This is a genomic window from Lentzea fradiae, assembly GCF_900100955.1.
Taxonomy (GTDB): Bacteria; Actinomycetota; Actinomycetes; order Mycobacteriales; family Pseudonocardiaceae; genus Lentzea; species Lentzea fradiae.
In genome coordinates, this window is the sequence record NZ_FNCC01000018.1 from 1 (window position 1) to 13,264 (window position 13,264).

13 protein-coding genes are annotated in these 13,264 nt (G+C 69.8%); 2 read left to right on the forward strand and 11 right to left on the reverse strand.

Features of this window, described 5'->3' with window-relative positions; genetic code table 11:
- On the reverse strand, positions 1-1,838 hold a 1,838-nt coding region (locus tag BLT23_RS34070), incomplete at its 3' end, for an ATP-dependent Clp protease ATP-binding subunit (protein ID WP_090058153.1).
- A gap of 369 nt (positions 1,839-2,207) precedes the next feature.
- Between BLT23_RS34070 and BLT23_RS34075 the strand changes: the two genes are divergently transcribed.
- Positions 2,208-2,960 carry a (2Fe-2S)-binding protein gene (locus BLT23_RS34075; RefSeq protein WP_245744491.1) on the forward strand — a complete coding sequence of 251 codons (753 nt, stop codon included), beginning with the start codon at positions 2,208-2,210 and terminating at the stop codon, positions 2,958-2,960.
- 25 nt (positions 2,961-2,985) lie between these two features.
- Here the strand turns inward: BLT23_RS34075 and BLT23_RS34080 are convergent, their stop codons facing one another.
- From BLT23_RS34080 to lysS, 5 genes are all read right to left on the reverse strand, one after another.
- Positions 2,986-3,816, reverse strand: a complete 831-nt coding sequence (locus tag BLT23_RS34080; protein WP_090057662.1) for an ABC transporter ATP-binding protein — start codon at positions 3,814-3,816, stop codon at positions 2,986-2,988.
- On the reverse strand, positions 3,813-4,883 hold the full coding sequence (locus BLT23_RS34085; RefSeq protein ID WP_342713719.1) for a FecCD family ABC transporter permease: 1,071 nt from the start codon (positions 4,881-4,883) through the stop codon (positions 3,813-3,815). The genes BLT23_RS34080 and BLT23_RS34085 overlap by 4 nt, the downstream gene beginning before the upstream one ends.
- Positions 4,880-5,872 (reverse strand): FecCD family ABC transporter permease, encoded by a 993-nt coding sequence (locus BLT23_RS34090; protein ID WP_245744492.1) that lies wholly within the window; start codon positions 5,870-5,872, stop codon positions 4,880-4,882. The genes BLT23_RS34085 and BLT23_RS34090 overlap by 4 nt, the downstream gene beginning before the upstream one ends.
- Before the next feature lie 246 nt (positions 5,873-6,118).
- The gene (locus BLT23_RS34095; protein WP_090057666.1) at positions 6,119-6,466 is read right to left on the reverse strand and encodes a histone-like nucleoid-structuring protein Lsr2; all 348 of its coding nucleotides are present in this window, start codon (positions 6,464-6,466) and stop codon (positions 6,119-6,121) included.
- A gap of 114 nt (positions 6,467-6,580) precedes the next feature.
- Positions 6,581-8,035, reverse strand: coding sequence for a lysine--tRNA ligase (gene lysS, locus BLT23_RS34100; protein ID WP_090058162.1), 1,455 nt, complete (start codon positions 8,033-8,035; stop codon positions 6,581-6,583).
- Between the two features lie 138 nt (positions 8,036-8,173).
- On the opposite strand from lysS, the gene BLT23_RS34105 reads away from it, so the two are divergent.
- Positions 8,174-8,929, forward strand: coding sequence for a class I SAM-dependent methyltransferase (locus tag BLT23_RS34105; protein WP_090057668.1), 756 nt, complete (start codon positions 8,174-8,176; stop codon positions 8,927-8,929).
- Here the strand turns inward: BLT23_RS34105 and BLT23_RS34110 are convergent.
- The 5 genes from BLT23_RS34110 to BLT23_RS34130 form a co-directional block, all read right to left on the reverse strand.
- The gene (locus BLT23_RS34110; protein ID WP_090057671.1) at positions 8,919-9,716 is read right to left on the reverse strand and encodes a type III pantothenate kinase; all 798 of its coding nucleotides are present in this window, start codon (positions 9,714-9,716) and stop codon (positions 8,919-8,921) included. The genes BLT23_RS34105 and BLT23_RS34110 overlap by 11 nt on opposite strands.
- A gap of 14 nt (positions 9,717-9,730) precedes the next feature.
- Positions 9,731-10,207: an aspartate 1-decarboxylase gene (gene panD, locus BLT23_RS34115; RefSeq protein ID WP_090057674.1), complete on the reverse strand. Its 477-nt coding sequence runs from the start codon at positions 10,205-10,207 to the stop codon at positions 9,731-9,733.
- Positions 10,208-10,216: 9 nt separating this feature from the next.
- Positions 10,217-11,107 (reverse strand): pantoate--beta-alanine ligase, encoded by an 891-nt coding sequence (gene panC / locus BLT23_RS34120; RefSeq protein ID WP_090057677.1) that lies wholly within the window; start codon positions 11,105-11,107, stop codon positions 10,217-10,219.
- A 1-nt stretch (position 11,108) separates the two neighbouring features.
- Positions 11,109-11,999 carry a Rossmann-like and DUF2520 domain-containing protein gene (locus BLT23_RS34125; RefSeq protein ID WP_090057680.1) on the reverse strand — a complete coding sequence of 297 codons (891 nt, stop codon included), beginning with the start codon at positions 11,997-11,999 and terminating at the stop codon, positions 11,109-11,111.
- A gap of 102 nt (positions 12,000-12,101) precedes the next feature.
- Positions 12,102-13,247 carry a PrsW family intramembrane metalloprotease gene (locus BLT23_RS34130; protein WP_176947057.1) on the reverse strand — a complete coding sequence of 382 codons (1,146 nt, stop codon included), beginning with the start codon at positions 13,245-13,247 and terminating at the stop codon, positions 12,102-12,104.
- Positions 13,248-13,264: the final 17 nt, after the last annotated feature.

The window sequence follows — 13,264 nt, forward strand, 5'->3', positions numbered from 1 at the left end:
CGGCGCACCTTCTCGGTGAGCTGGCCGCCCTCCTCGTAGCCGACGTAGCCGGGAGGGGCACCGAACAGCCGCGAGGCGGTGTAGCGGTCGTGGAACTCGCCCATGTCGATCTGGATGAGCGCGTCGTCCTCGCCGAACAGGAAGTTCGCCAGCGCCTTGGACAGCTCCGTCTTACCGACACCCGAGGGGCCGGCGAAGATGAACGAGCCCGACGGGCGCTTGGGGTCCTTCAGGCCCGCGCGGGTGCGGCGGATCGCCTGCGACACGGCCTTGACCGCGTCGACCTGGCCGATGATCCGCTTGTGCAGCTCGTCCTCCATGCGGAGCAGACGCGTGGTCTCCTCCTCGGTGAGCTTGAACACCGGGATGCCGGTCCAGTTGGCGAGGACCTCGGCGATCTGCTCGTCGTCGACCTCCGCGACGACGTCCAGGTCACCGTCCTTCCACTGCTTCTCCCGCTCGGCCTTCTGGCCCAGGAGCTGCTTCTCCGCGTCACGCAGCTTCGCCGCGCGCTCGAAGTCCTGCGCGTCGATCGCGGACTCCTTGTCGCGACGGACGTCGGCGATCTTCTCGTCGAACTCGCGCAGGTCCGGCGGCGCGGTCATCCGGCGGATGCGCATGCGGGCGCCCGCCTCGTCGATCAGGTCGATCGCCTTGTCCGGCAGGAACCGGTCGTTGATGTACCGGTCGGCCAGCGTGGCGGCCGCGACCAGCGCCGAGTCGGTGATCGACACGCGGTGGTGCGCCTCGTAGCGGTCACGCAGACCCTTGAGGATCTCGATCGTGTGCTCCAGCGACGGCTCGCCCACCTGGATCGGCTGGAAACGACGCTCCAGCGCCGGGTCCTTCTCCACGTGCTTGCGGTACTCGTCGAGCGTGGTCGCGCCGATCGTCTGCAGCTCACCACGCGCCAGCATCGGCTTGAGGATCGACGCGGCGTCGATCGCGCCCTCCGCGGCACCCGCACCGACGAGCGTGTGGATCTCGTCGATGAACAGGATGATGTCGCCGCGCGTGCGGATCTCCTTGAGCACCTTCTTCAGGCGCTCCTCGAAGTCACCGCGGTAACGCGAACCCGCGACCAGCGAGCCGAGGTCGAGCGTGTAGAGCTGCTTGTCCTTGAGCGTCTCGGGCACCTCGCCCTTGACGACCATCTGCGCCAGCCCCTCGACGACGGCGGTCTTGCCCACGCCGGGCTCGCCGATCAGGACCGGGTTGTTCTTGGTGCGGCGGGACAGCACCTGCATGACCCGCTCGATCTCCTTGGTGCGCCCGATGACCGGGTCGAGCTTGCCCTCCCGCGCCGAGGCGGTCAGGTTGCGCCCGAACTGGTCCAGCACCAGCGACGACGACGGCGTGCCCTCGCCACGACCGGTCGACTCCGACGCGCCCTTCTCCGTCGAGTAACCGGACAGCAGCTGCAGCACCTGCTGCCGCACCCTGTTCAGGTCGGCGCCGAGCTTCACGAGGACCTGCGCCGCGACGCCTTCACCCTCACGAATCAGGCCGAGCAGGATGTGCTCGGTGCCGATGTAGTTGTGGCCAAGCTGAAGCGCCTCACGCAGAGACAGCTCCAAGACCTTCTTCGCACGGGGGGTGAAGGGGATGTGTCCACTCGGGGCCTGCTGGCCCTGGCCGATGATCTCCTCGACCTGCTGGCGGACGCCCTCCAGCGCGATCCCCAACGACTCGAGCGCCTTGGCGGCGACACCTTCACCCTCGTGGATCAGACCCAGGAGGATGTGCTCGGTGCCGATGTAGTTGTGGTTGAGCATCCGAGCCTCTTCTTGGGCAAGGACAACCACCCGCCTCGCGCGGTCGGTGAACCTCTCGAACATTCGCACTCCCTGACTGCTGCGTCGGCGGTCCTCGGCTCCACCGATCTACCCTGGTGAGCGCGGCACCGTGGCTCCACTGTAGTGGGCGGTACCCAGACCTGTGGTTCCCGTCAGCGGCCTGCCGCGTCCGGAAAACCCTGACGTCTGCATCAACGCAGGTCGGGACCGACGGATTCCACAGATCGGGCGATGTCCGCTGAGCGCGAACACCCCGCAGTCGAGCGTCTCTCCTGTGACCGGCGCCACGTGAGGGCGCGGATCACGATCTCCCTCGGTAAGGTTAGGCAAGCCTCATACCGATGAGATTGGACCAGTGCGTTGACCGTACCGACGAGGGTCTCACAGCAGAACCCGAGTGCGCTCACGCCCTTGGCCGAATCCATCGCCCGCCTGGACGCCGGCTACGACATCCGCTTCGGCCCGCAGCCGGACGACTGGACCACCTGCTCCGGCCTCCTGGCCGAACCGTCCCGCTTCGACCTGTGGCGCAAAGACCTGGCCGAGTGGATGTACGAGCAGTACGGCGAGTCCGACGACAGGGCCACCGCCGGCTACGTGATGGGCTGGTACCTGCACCAACCGGGCTACCTGGCAGGTCTGCTCTTCCACACGGCCCGCCGGGTCCCCAGTCTCCGCCCGCGGGACATGGCCCTGCACCTCGCCACCGAGGGCCGTCCCCACCCGGACGGCGTGGCCCTCTTCTCGGACGAGTTCGCCTGCCTCCCGGACGACCCGGCCTCCCACCACCCCGCAGCCACCGTCGTGGCCGACGAAGCGGCCCTGGCCGCCCTCCTGCGAGCCCGCTACGCCGCCCACGCGGCCCAGTTCGTCGCAGCCTTCGGCCAAGTGGCCCGCTTCGGCCGCCGCACCCTCTGGGCAGCGGCAACGGACATGCTGGAGTACGGCCCCTGGGCAGCGGGCAGGGCCTGCGGCGACGAGACCGGCGGCGTGACCGACGCGGCCCTGATCCTCCCCGAGAAGCTGGCCCCGTTCGTGGCACCGTCCAGCCTGCACCTCACCGACGAGGGCTGGAAGCGCAAGCGCAACAGCTGCTGCTTCCACTACGTCCTCCCCGACGCGGAGCCCTGCACAGCCTGCCCCCGCACCTGCGGCGGCAGCTGAGCGAAGCCGAAGGCGAGCCCCCGGATCAGATTGCCGAGGTCCCGGGGGCCACGGCCCCGGACACCCCACGATGCCGAGACCCGACGGGAACAACCAGCGGGGTCCCGGCCACAGGGTCCACCACCACCCGCGCATCCAACCCGAACACGTCCAGCAACATCCCTTCGGTCAGCACCTCCGAAGGAGCCCCGGCAGCCACCACCCGCCCCTCGCGCATGGCGACCACGTGATCGGCGTACCGAGCGGCGAGGTTCAGGTCGTGCAGCACCATCACAATGGTCCGCCCACCGGAGACATGCAGCTCTTGCACCAGATCCAGCACATCGATCTGATGAGCGAGGTCCAGATAGGTGGTCGGCTCGTCGAGCAGCAGCAGATCGGTCCCCTGGGCCAGCGCCATGGAGATCCAGGCCCGCTGCCGCTGCCCCCCGGACAGCTCATCCACAGTCCGGTCAGCCAGATCGGAGATCCCGGTCATCTCCAAGGCGGCGTCAACAGCAGCGGCGTCATCGGACGACCACTGCCGATACCAGGCTTGATGCGGATGCCGCCCACGAGCGACAAGATCAGCGACGGTGAGCCCCTCAGGCGCGACGGGCGACTGCGGCAACATCCCCAGCACCCTGGCGACCTCACGGGTGGGCATCCGGTCGATCGACTTCCCGTCGAGCAGCACAGCACCGGACCGAGCGGGCAGCAGCCGCCCGAGGGCCTTCAGCAGAGTCGACTTGCCGCACCCGTTGGGCCCGATCACCGCGGTCACCGACCCGCCGATGATCGACAGGTCCAGGGAGTCGACGACGAGCCGCTCGCCGTATCCGACGCTCAGCGACGACGCCTCGAGACGCACACTCATACTCGCGCCTCCCGGCGGCTTCGGACCAGCAGGTACATGAGGTAGGGGGCGCCGAGCACGGCGGTCACGACGCCGACGGGCAGCTCTGTGCGGTAGATGGTGCGGGCGACCAGGTCGGACAGCATGACCAGCACGCCGCCGACCACCACGGACCCGAAGAGCGGCGGCTGGGCGGTTCCGGCGAGGCGCAGGGCGATCTGGGGCGTGGCCAGCGCGACGAACGCGATCGGGCCCGCGGCGGCGGTGGCGACGGAGGCCAGCACGATCGCGACGACGATCAGGAACGAGCGCGACCGGTTGACCCGCACGCCCAGGCCGCGTGACGTCTGGTCGTCGAACTGCAGTGCGCCGAGCACGTGGCCGCCGACGAGGGCGACGGGGATCAGCACGAGCAGTGCCAGCGCGACGGGCACGACGTGCTCCCAGCCGCGGCCGTTGAGCGAGCCGGTGATCCACACCATCGCCCTGCCCGCGTCGAGCACGTCGCCGACGGTCAGCAGGTAGTGGGTGAAGTTGCCGGCGACGGCGGTGATGCCGATGCCGACGAGCACCATCCGGAAGCCCTCGATGCCGCGCCGCCACGCCAGCGCGTAGACGAGCAGGCCTGCGACCAGGCCGCCCGCGAGCCCAGCCAGCGGGAGGCCGACGGACGCCGCGGTGCCGGTCACGACGCCCAGCGAGCCGCCGAAGGTGATCACCGTGACCGCTCCGGCACCGGCGCCCCAGGTGACGCCGAGGATGTCGGGCGAGGCGAGCGGGTTGCGCACGATCGCCTGGAAGATCGCCCCGGACAGGCCGAGCGCGCCGCCGACGAGCAGGCCCGTCAGCGCGCGCGGCATGCGCAGCTCGAACACGACGAACTCGTCGCGGCGCGAGCCACCGCCCAGCAGCGTGTCGACGACCTGCCCCGCGGTCAGCGGGAAGTCGCCGATCATGATGTCGAGGACGAGGACGGCGGCCAGCGCGACGAGTCCGCCCGCCACGACCGTCATCGGCCGCGGGCGCAGCCGGAACGACGCGGCCCCCACCCGGAGGGCCGGCTTCGAGGAGGCGGTCGGCGTGCTCAAATCTTCACCAGGTTCTTGCGGCGCACGAGGTAGATGAAGAACGGCGCGCCGAGGAGCGCGAGCATGACGCCGACCTCCACTTCGGACGGGCGGGCGACGACACGGCCGACGATGTCCGCGAACAGCAGCAGGATCGCGCCGACGAGCGCCGAGAACGGCAGCAGCCAGCGGTAGTCGGGGCCGGTGATCGCACGCGCCACGTGCGGCACCACCAGGCCGATGAAGCCGATGGGCCCGCACGCCGCGACGGCGCCGCCCACCAGCAGCGTGATGGCCACGACGCCCTGCACCCGCGTCCGGCCGACCCGCACGCCGAGCGACCTGGCCACGTCGTCGCCGAGCGACAGCGCGTTGAGGCCGGGTGCGTTGAACGCCGCCAGGAGCAGCCCGGCGAGCAGGAACGGCTCGACCTGCGCCAGCACGGTGAGGTCGCGGTTGGCGATGCCGCCGACCTGCCAGAACCGGAACGCGTCGAGCGACTGCTGGTCGATCAGGACGATCGCCGAGACCAGGCCGTGCATCAGCGCGGACACCGCGGCCCCGGCGAGCGCCAGCGTCACCGGCGAGGGACCACCACGACCGGCCGATCCGAGCAGGAACACGATGACGCTCGCGACCATCGCGCCGGCGAAGGCGAACCAGATGTAGCCGACGAGCGAGCTCACGCCGAACACGAAGATCGAGAGCACCACCGCGAGCGCCGCGCCGTGCGTGACGCCGAGGATGCCGGGATCGGCGAGCGGGTTGCGGGTGTGGCCCTGCATGAGGGCGCCGCCGACGCCGAGGGCGATGCCGACCGCGATGCCGAGCAACGTCCTGGGAATCCGCAGGTCGCGGACGACCACGTCGTTCTCCGTGCCGGACGGCGTGAAGAGTGCGTGCCAGACGTCGGACAGCGCGAGCTCCTTGGAGCCGATCGCGATGCTCGCGACCGACACGACGACCAGCGCGACCAGGAGGACGAGCAGGCCGAGCGACCTACGACTCACGGCCCACCCTCCCAGCTGCAGCTCAAGCCAGGTAAGCCTAACCGAACCACCAGGGGGCCACCGCTGGCCGGGGAAGCGGTCCTCGTCACAAAGAAGCGGCGGGGCGGATCGGTTCACGACATTCGAACCCGATCGGCACTTCGTTTGGGTCGAACCTGTTCCGCACGAGTGCTTGAGCAGTCACGCAAATAACACGAAGGGGTTCCGGGGACGATTCCCCGGAACCCCTTCGTGATTCAGCGAATTTCAGCCCTGCTGGTGGTACGCGTCGAGCACCTCGGCCGGGATGCGGCCCCGGTCGGACACCTTCATGCCCTGCTTGCGCGCCCACTCGCGAATGGCCTGGTTCTGCTCGCGGTCCGCCGACGCCGGACGTGCCTTCACACCGGCGGGCCGGCCGGGGCCGACGCGCTTGCGGCCACCCGCCCGACGTGCGCTTCCGACGAAGTCGGCCAACGCGTCGCGCAGTTTGCCCGCATTATCCGAGGAAAGGTCGATGGTGTAGGAGACGCCATCGAGCCCGAACTCGACGGTCTCCTCAGCGGTGGAACCGTCCAGATCGTCGACGAGGGTCACCGTGACCTTCTGCGCCATGCGTATCCTCCTGGACCCCGAATGCGCGGTCACCCGCGTCGCCAACTAAAGCCTTCTGCGAGGCAGGTTAGCGCACGGGTGCCGCATTGCACCTATCGACATGCGAAAAGTTACTCATTCAGGGCGAACGAGCGGGAACAAGATGGTCTCCCGGATACCCAGACCGGTGAGGGCCATCAGCAGCCGGTCGATACCCATTCCGACGCCACCACTCGGTGGCATTCCGTACTCCAGTGATCGCAGAAAGTCTTCGTCGATCGGCATGGCCTCGTGGTCACCGGCCGCACCCAGCCGGGCCTGCGCTTCCAGGCGTTCCCGTTCGATGACCGGGTCCACCAGTTCGGAGTAACCCGTTCCCAGTTCGAATCCGCGGACGTAGAGGTCCCACTTTTCGGCGACCCCCGGCTTGGTGCGGTGCTGCCTGGTCAGGGGCGACGTCTCCACCGGGTAGTCGCGCACGAACGTAGGCGCGTAGAGCGTGTCGCACACCAGGTGCTCCCACAGCTCCTCGACCAGCTTGCCGTGCCCGAACTTCGGGTTCACCTCGAGTTCGTGGCGGTCGCAAAGCTTGCGCAGGACCTCGGCGGGCGTCTCGGGGGTGATTTCCTCCCCGACCGCTCCGGACAACGACTCGTAGATGCTGAGCGTCGTCCATTCACCGGAGAGGTCGTACTCGGTGCCGTCCGCGAGCGTCACGATCTGAGAACCCGTCACCGCTTCCGCGGCTTCCTGGATGAGCTCCCTGGTGAGCACCGCGTTGGAGTCGTACGTGGCGTACGCCTCGTAGTACTCCAACATCGAAAACTCGGGCGAATGCGACGAGTCCACCCCTTCGTTGCGGAAGTTGCGGTTGATCTCGAACACCTTCTCGATGCCGCCGACCACGCAGCGCTTCAAGTACAGCTCCGGCGCGATGCGCAGGAACAGATCGATGTCGAGCGCGTTCGAGTGCGTGATGAACGGACGCGCGCTCGCACCTCCTTGCAGCGTCTGCAACATCGGCGTCTCGACTTCGAGGAATCCGCGCCGGTGGAACGACTCCCGAAGAGAACGAACGACGTTCGCACGGGTCCGAACAGTGTCCCGCGCGGTGGGGCGCAGGATCAGGTCGACGTATCGCTGGCGAATGCGAGTTTCCTCGCCGAGTTCCTTGTGCGCGACCGGCAACGGGCGCAACGACTTCGACGTGAGCTGCCACGCGTCGGCCATCACGGAAAGCTCACCGCGGCGCGAGCTGATGACTTCGCCGTGCACGAAAACGTGGTCGCCGAGGTCGACGTCGCTCTTCCACTCGGAAAGCGCTTCTTCACCGACTCCGGCGAGGCTCAGCATCGCCTGGAGCTCGGTGCCGTCGCCTTCTCGCAACGTGGCGAAGCACAGCTTCCCGGTGTTGCGCAGGAACATGACGCGACCGGTCACGCCGACGACCTCGCCGGTCTGCGTGTCGGGCTCGAGGTCGGGGTGCGCCTCACGGATCTCGCGCAGCGTGTGCGTGCGCGCCACCTCGACGGGATACGGCTCCTTGCCGGAAGCGAGCAGCCGTGCACGCTTCTCCCGGCGCACGCGCATCTGCTCTGGCAGGTCTTCTTCGCTGGTCACAGGGCTTTGCTTCGGCTGCTCACTCACGGAAGAGAAGGGTACGGAAGCCCCGGGGGTGCAGGCGAACCGGATACCCCGGCGCGGTCGCGACGCCCTAAGTTGGGGGATATGGATCTACACGCGAGGCGAGCGGACTCGTTCGGCGCGCAGGCGGAAGCCTATGCCGAGCACCGGCCTGACTATCCCGTGGCGGCGATCCGGTGGGCGCTGGAGCCCTTGGGCACGGACGAGCGGCTCGACGTGCTCGACCTGGCCGCCGGCACCGGCAAGCTGACCTCGGTCCTGGTCGCGGAAGGGCACCGCGTCACCGCCGTGGAGCCGAACGAGCAGATGCTGTCCGAGCTGGTGCGCCGCGTCCACGACGTGCGCGCGCTGCCGGGGCACGCCGAGCACATCCCCGTTCCGGACAACACCATCGACGCGGTTTTCGTGGGCACCGCGTTCCACTGGTTCGACCAGGAGAAGGCGCTGCCGGAGATCGCCCGCGTGCTGCGGCCGGGTGGCGTGCTCGCGGCGATGTGGGTCGAGCCGGACCCGGCGTGCGGGTGGCTGACCGAGCTGGACCGGCTGTCGCGCAGCAGCGTCGAGACGCAGCGGCACGAGCCGGTCGAGGTGATGGCGCACCCGTCGTTCACGCCGGAGGAGCGCGCCTCGTTCCCGCACTCGCACCGCCGGGACTCGCCGGAGGCCATCGCCGCCTGGATCAACACCTACTCGCGGCTGCTGGTGGTCGACGAGGAGGAGCGCGCGGCGATCACCGACAAGGTGCTCGCGTACCTGCGCGGCCGCGAGGAGACGTCGAACGGGCCGGTCGACGTCCCCCTGCTGGCCGATGTGTTCCGGATGGTGCGGGTCAGCGCGTGACGGCGGGGAGGTTGCGCTCGAAGACGAGCCGCAGCCCCAGCAGGGTCAGGTCGGGCACGTGGTGCGCGATCGTCGAGGACTCGGCGACCACCAGCGGCGCGAGGCCGCCGGTCGCGATCACGGTGACCGGCCCCGGGTCGGTCTGCTGGAGCTCCTCGGTGATCTTGCGAACCAGCCCGTCCACCTGGCCGACGAACCCCCAGACGATGCCGGACTGCAGGCACTCGACGGTGTTCTTGCCGATCACGTTGCGCGGCCTGACCAGCTCGACCTTGCGCAGCTGGGCGGCACGGGCGGCGAGCGCGTCGACGGAGATCTCGATGCCGGGCGCGAGCGCCCCGCCGAGGAACTCGCCCCTGGACGAGATCACGTCGAGGTTCGTGGACGTGCCGAAGTCGACGACGACGCACGAGGTCGAGTAGAGGTGGTGCGCCGCCAGCGTGTTGATCACGCGGTCGGAGCCCACCTCCTTCGGGTTGTCGACGAGCAGCGGGACGCCGGTCTTCACGCCCGGCTCCACCAGCACCTTCGGCACGGAGTCGTAGTAGCGGCCGAGCATCACCCGCAGCTCGCGCAGCACCGCGGGCACGGTGGACAGCGCGGAGATGCCGGTGATCTTGTCGGCGTACTCGCCGAGCAGGCCGCGCATGGTCAGCGCGAGCTCGTCGGCGGTCATCCTGGCGTCGGTGCGCATCCGCCAGTCGCGCACGAGCGGGGCCGAGTCGCCGACCCCGTCGTACAGACCGAGCACGATGTTGGTGTTGCCGACGTCGATGGCGAGCAGCACGTGGGTTCCCTACTTCAGTTCTGGGCCTGGATCAACGCGTCCAGCGCGGTCGCCTCGACCGTCTCGGACGCCGGCGAGGGGGCGCTCGTGGAGCCGTTCACCAGGCCGGAGCCCTCGGGGGCGTGCGCGGGGTCGGCACCGAGGTCGACGACCTTGTTGTCCGCGTCCACGAACACGACGCGGGGCTGGTAGGTGCGCGACTCGGCGTCGTCCATCTGCCCGTAGGCGATGAGGATGACGATGTCACCGGGGTGCACGAGGTGCGCGGCGGCGCCGTTGATGCCCAGCACGCCGGACCCGCGCTCGCCGGGGATGACGTAGGTCTCCAGGCGGGCGCCGTTGGTGACGTCGACGATGGCGACCTGTTCGCCCGCCAGCAGGTCGGCGGCCTCCATCAGGTCCTCGTCCACCGTCACCGAGCCGACGTAGTGCAGGTCTGCCTGCGTCACGGTGGCGCGGTGGATCTTGGACTTCAGCATCGTGCGGAACATGGCACTCCCCTACTCGTCGCCCTCGCCGAGCAACACCGCGATGTTGTCGATGAGGCGCGTGGCGCCGACGCGGGCCGCGACCAGCAGCCGGGCGTCGCCGTTCTCCGGCGCGGGACCGAGGTCGGGCCCGCGCAGCTCCAGGTAGTCCAGCTCGATCCCGGGCACCTGCGCGAGGACCTCGTGCGCGGCCTTGAGCACCGCGTCGGCGCCCTGGGCCGACACGTGCGCACCGGCGGTCAGCGCGGCCGACAGCGTCACGGCCTGGTGGCGCTGCTCCTCGGTCAGGTAGGCGTTGCGCGACGACAGCGCGAGACCGTCGTGCTCGCGGACGGTCGGCACGCCGACGACGTCCAGCGGGAAGTTGAGGTCGCGCGCCATCTTGTGGATCAGCTGGAGCTGCTGGTAGTCCTTCTGCCCGAACACCGCGAACGTCGGCTGCACGATGTTGAACAGCTTCGACACGACGGTCAGCACGCCCGCGAAGTGGCCGGGCCGCGAGGCGCCCTCCAACTCGTCGCCCAGCGGTCCCGGGTGGACGGTGACCTGCGCTCCCTCGGGGTACATGTCCTCCGCCGAGGGCGCGAACACGAGACCGACGCGTTCCTCGCGGCAGATCTCGACGTCCTGCTCGAACCGGCGCGGGTACTTGTCGAGGTCCTCGTTCGGCCCGAACTGCAGCGGATTCACGAAGATCGAGACGACGACCACCGTGTTCTGCATGACCTGCGCCTCGCGGATCAGCTGGCGGTGGCCCGCGTGCAGCGCGCCCATCGTCGGCACGAGCGCGACGTTGCGGCCGGCGGCGCGCAGGGCGCGCACGACCCGGTTGATCCGCTGGGGGTCGCGGTGCACCGTGACGTCGTCAGGGCGGTAGTCGTCCTTGGTCAAAGGCTTGGTCACGTCAGTCCTCGAGAGTGGTGCGAACGTCGTCGGCCGCGTCGGGCTGGAGCAGCCCGGAGCGTTCGGCCCGGTCGGCGGTGCGGCGGGCCAGCACGCGGTAGCTGGGCAGGGTCTCCGGTGCCTGCTCGGCGAGCACGCCGAGGTGCCCCCGCAAGGTACCGGTGTCGCCGCGGGCGACCGGACCGGTGAGGGCCCTGTCGCCGTGCCGCAGCGCGTTGTCGAGCGCGGCGGACAGCAGCGGGCCGAGCAGGCGCTCCGCGTTGGCGACGCCCGCGTTGGTGAGCAGGTCCGCCGCGTCGCGGACCAGCGTGATCAGGTGGTTCGCCCCGTGGGCGAGGGCGGAGTGGTAGAGCGGCCGGACCGCCTCGGGGATGCGGATCGGCTCCGACCCCATCTCGACGACCAGCGCCTCGCCGACGCTCCAGGCGACCTCGTCACCGTCCGCGGCCGTCACGCCGACGCACGCGGCGCTCATCCGTTGCAGGTCCTCTGACCGGCCGGTGAACGTCATGACGGGGTGCAGGGCCAGCGTGAGGGCACCGAGCTCGGCGGCGGGCCGCAGCACCGCGACGCCCTGGGCCCCGCTGGTGTGCACGACGATCTGGCCCGCGCGCAGCGACCCGGTGGCGACCAGGCCCTTGACCAGGCCGGCCAGCTCGTCGTCCGGCACGGCCAGCAGCACCAGGTCGGCGCGCTTCGCGACCTCGGTCGGGTCGGCGACGGGGACTCCCGGCAGCAGCTCCTCCGCGCGGTCGCGGGATGCCTTGGAGACGGCGGAGGCGCCGGTGACCACGTGGCCCGCTCTGGCCAGCGCGGCGCCCAGCACGGAGCCGACCCGGCCTGCCGAGACGACACCGACGGCGAGCCTGGCCGGACGTGGGGTCGCGTCCATGCGACTAACTCCTTCTGGCGTTCCAGTCCCTGACGCGGGTACCGGACGACGCCGCCGAGGGTAATCCGCCGTTCGCGGTGTTCGCGCGCTCGGTGACAGGACTCACCGGCGGGCGTTCGCCCTGGCGGCGTGCAGTGTGTCGAGCAACGCACCGTGGCGCTGCTCGGCGCTCTGACCGGCCGTCCCGTTCTCGATGCGGTGGCGCAGGAACGCCAGCTCGGTGACGGCGATCTGGTACTTCCGCACGGCCTTGGCCGCGCCGTCACCGGACTTGCGCTTGACCGCCCGCAGCCAGTTGCGGCGGCCGCGCAGGCTCGCCAGCAGGGCCACCTCGCTGTTGGCGATCCACCGGTTCTGCGCCATCGCGGCGAGCTGTCCCGCCACGATCCGCTGCTCGCGCCGCCGTTGCCAGACCACGATCCCGACGGCTCCGGCGAACACCGGCACCATGATCAGGAAGTACAGGTTGATGAAGTCCGACCCGGTGCCGACGGTGGTCGAGAAGTTCCACAGCGAGTGCAGGCCGACCGCGGTGAGGTAGCCGCCGATGGGCGCGAGGACGCGGGTCGTGGCGTGGCTCGTGCTCGCCGCGATGCCGACGCCGATGCCGGTCATGGCCGTGAAGAGCGGGTGCGCGAACGGCGACAGCACGCCGCGCAGGACGAACAGCGCGATCACGCCGCCGCCCATGCCGCCGAGACCGTCCTGGAGGAAGACCCGGCCGAAGTACCAGATGTTCTCGGTGAACGCGAAGCCCGCGGCCGTGATGCCCGCGTAGACCATGCCGTCGACGACGCCGTCGAACTCGTGCCTGCGCCGCACGAAGACGGCGATCAGGAACATCGCCTTGGTGGCCTCCTCGACGATCGGCGCCCCGACCACGGCCGTGAACGTCGTGCCGTCGTTGGTCAGCAGGTCGCCGAGCACGCGGCTGGTCTGGTTGAACGCCAGCGAGCTGATCGTCGCCCCGCACGCGCCCCAGATGAACGCGAACAGCAGCATCCGCGCCGGTTCCGGTTCCCACCGGTCGATCCACAGGAACGCGCTCACGACGAACGCGACGGGGATCAGCGCGGCGGCGGCACCGACGAGCAACGGCTCGATGCCGATGCTCGACGTGCCGAGCGCGAACAGCACGAGCCCGGCCGCGGCCAGCGCGATCAGCGCCACGACGGGGAACAGGACGGTCCAGCGGCGCTGCTCGATCCGCTTCTTCGTCGGCGTCGGCGTGAGGTCGGCGTCGGTCACGGGAAATGACCTTAGAT

Bases quoted from the DNA above. Each gene is read 5' to 3' on its own strand.
- BLT23_RS34105 (WP_090057668.1), top strand. From the start codon at position 8,174: ATGGATCTACACGCGAGGCGAGCGGACTCGTTCGGCGCGCAGGCGGAA.
- BLT23_RS34095 (WP_090057666.1), bottom strand. From the start codon at position 6,466: ATGGCGCAGAAGGTCACGGTGACCCTCGTCGACGATCTGGACGGTTCC.
- BLT23_RS34080 (WP_090057662.1), bottom strand. From the start codon at position 3,816: ATGAGTGTGCGTCTCGAGGCGTCGTCGCTGAGCGTCGGATACGGCGAG.
- panD (WP_090057674.1), bottom strand. From the start codon at position 10,207: ATGTTCCGCACGATGCTGAAGTCCAAGATCCACCGCGCCACCGTGACG.
- BLT23_RS34125 (WP_090057680.1), bottom strand. From the start codon at position 11,999: ATGGACGCGACCCCACGTCCGGCCAGGCTCGCCGTCGGTGTCGTCTCG.
- lysS (WP_090058162.1), bottom strand. From the start codon at position 8,035: ATGCGCGTGCGCCGGGAGAAGCGTGCACGGCTGCTCGCTTCCGGCAAG.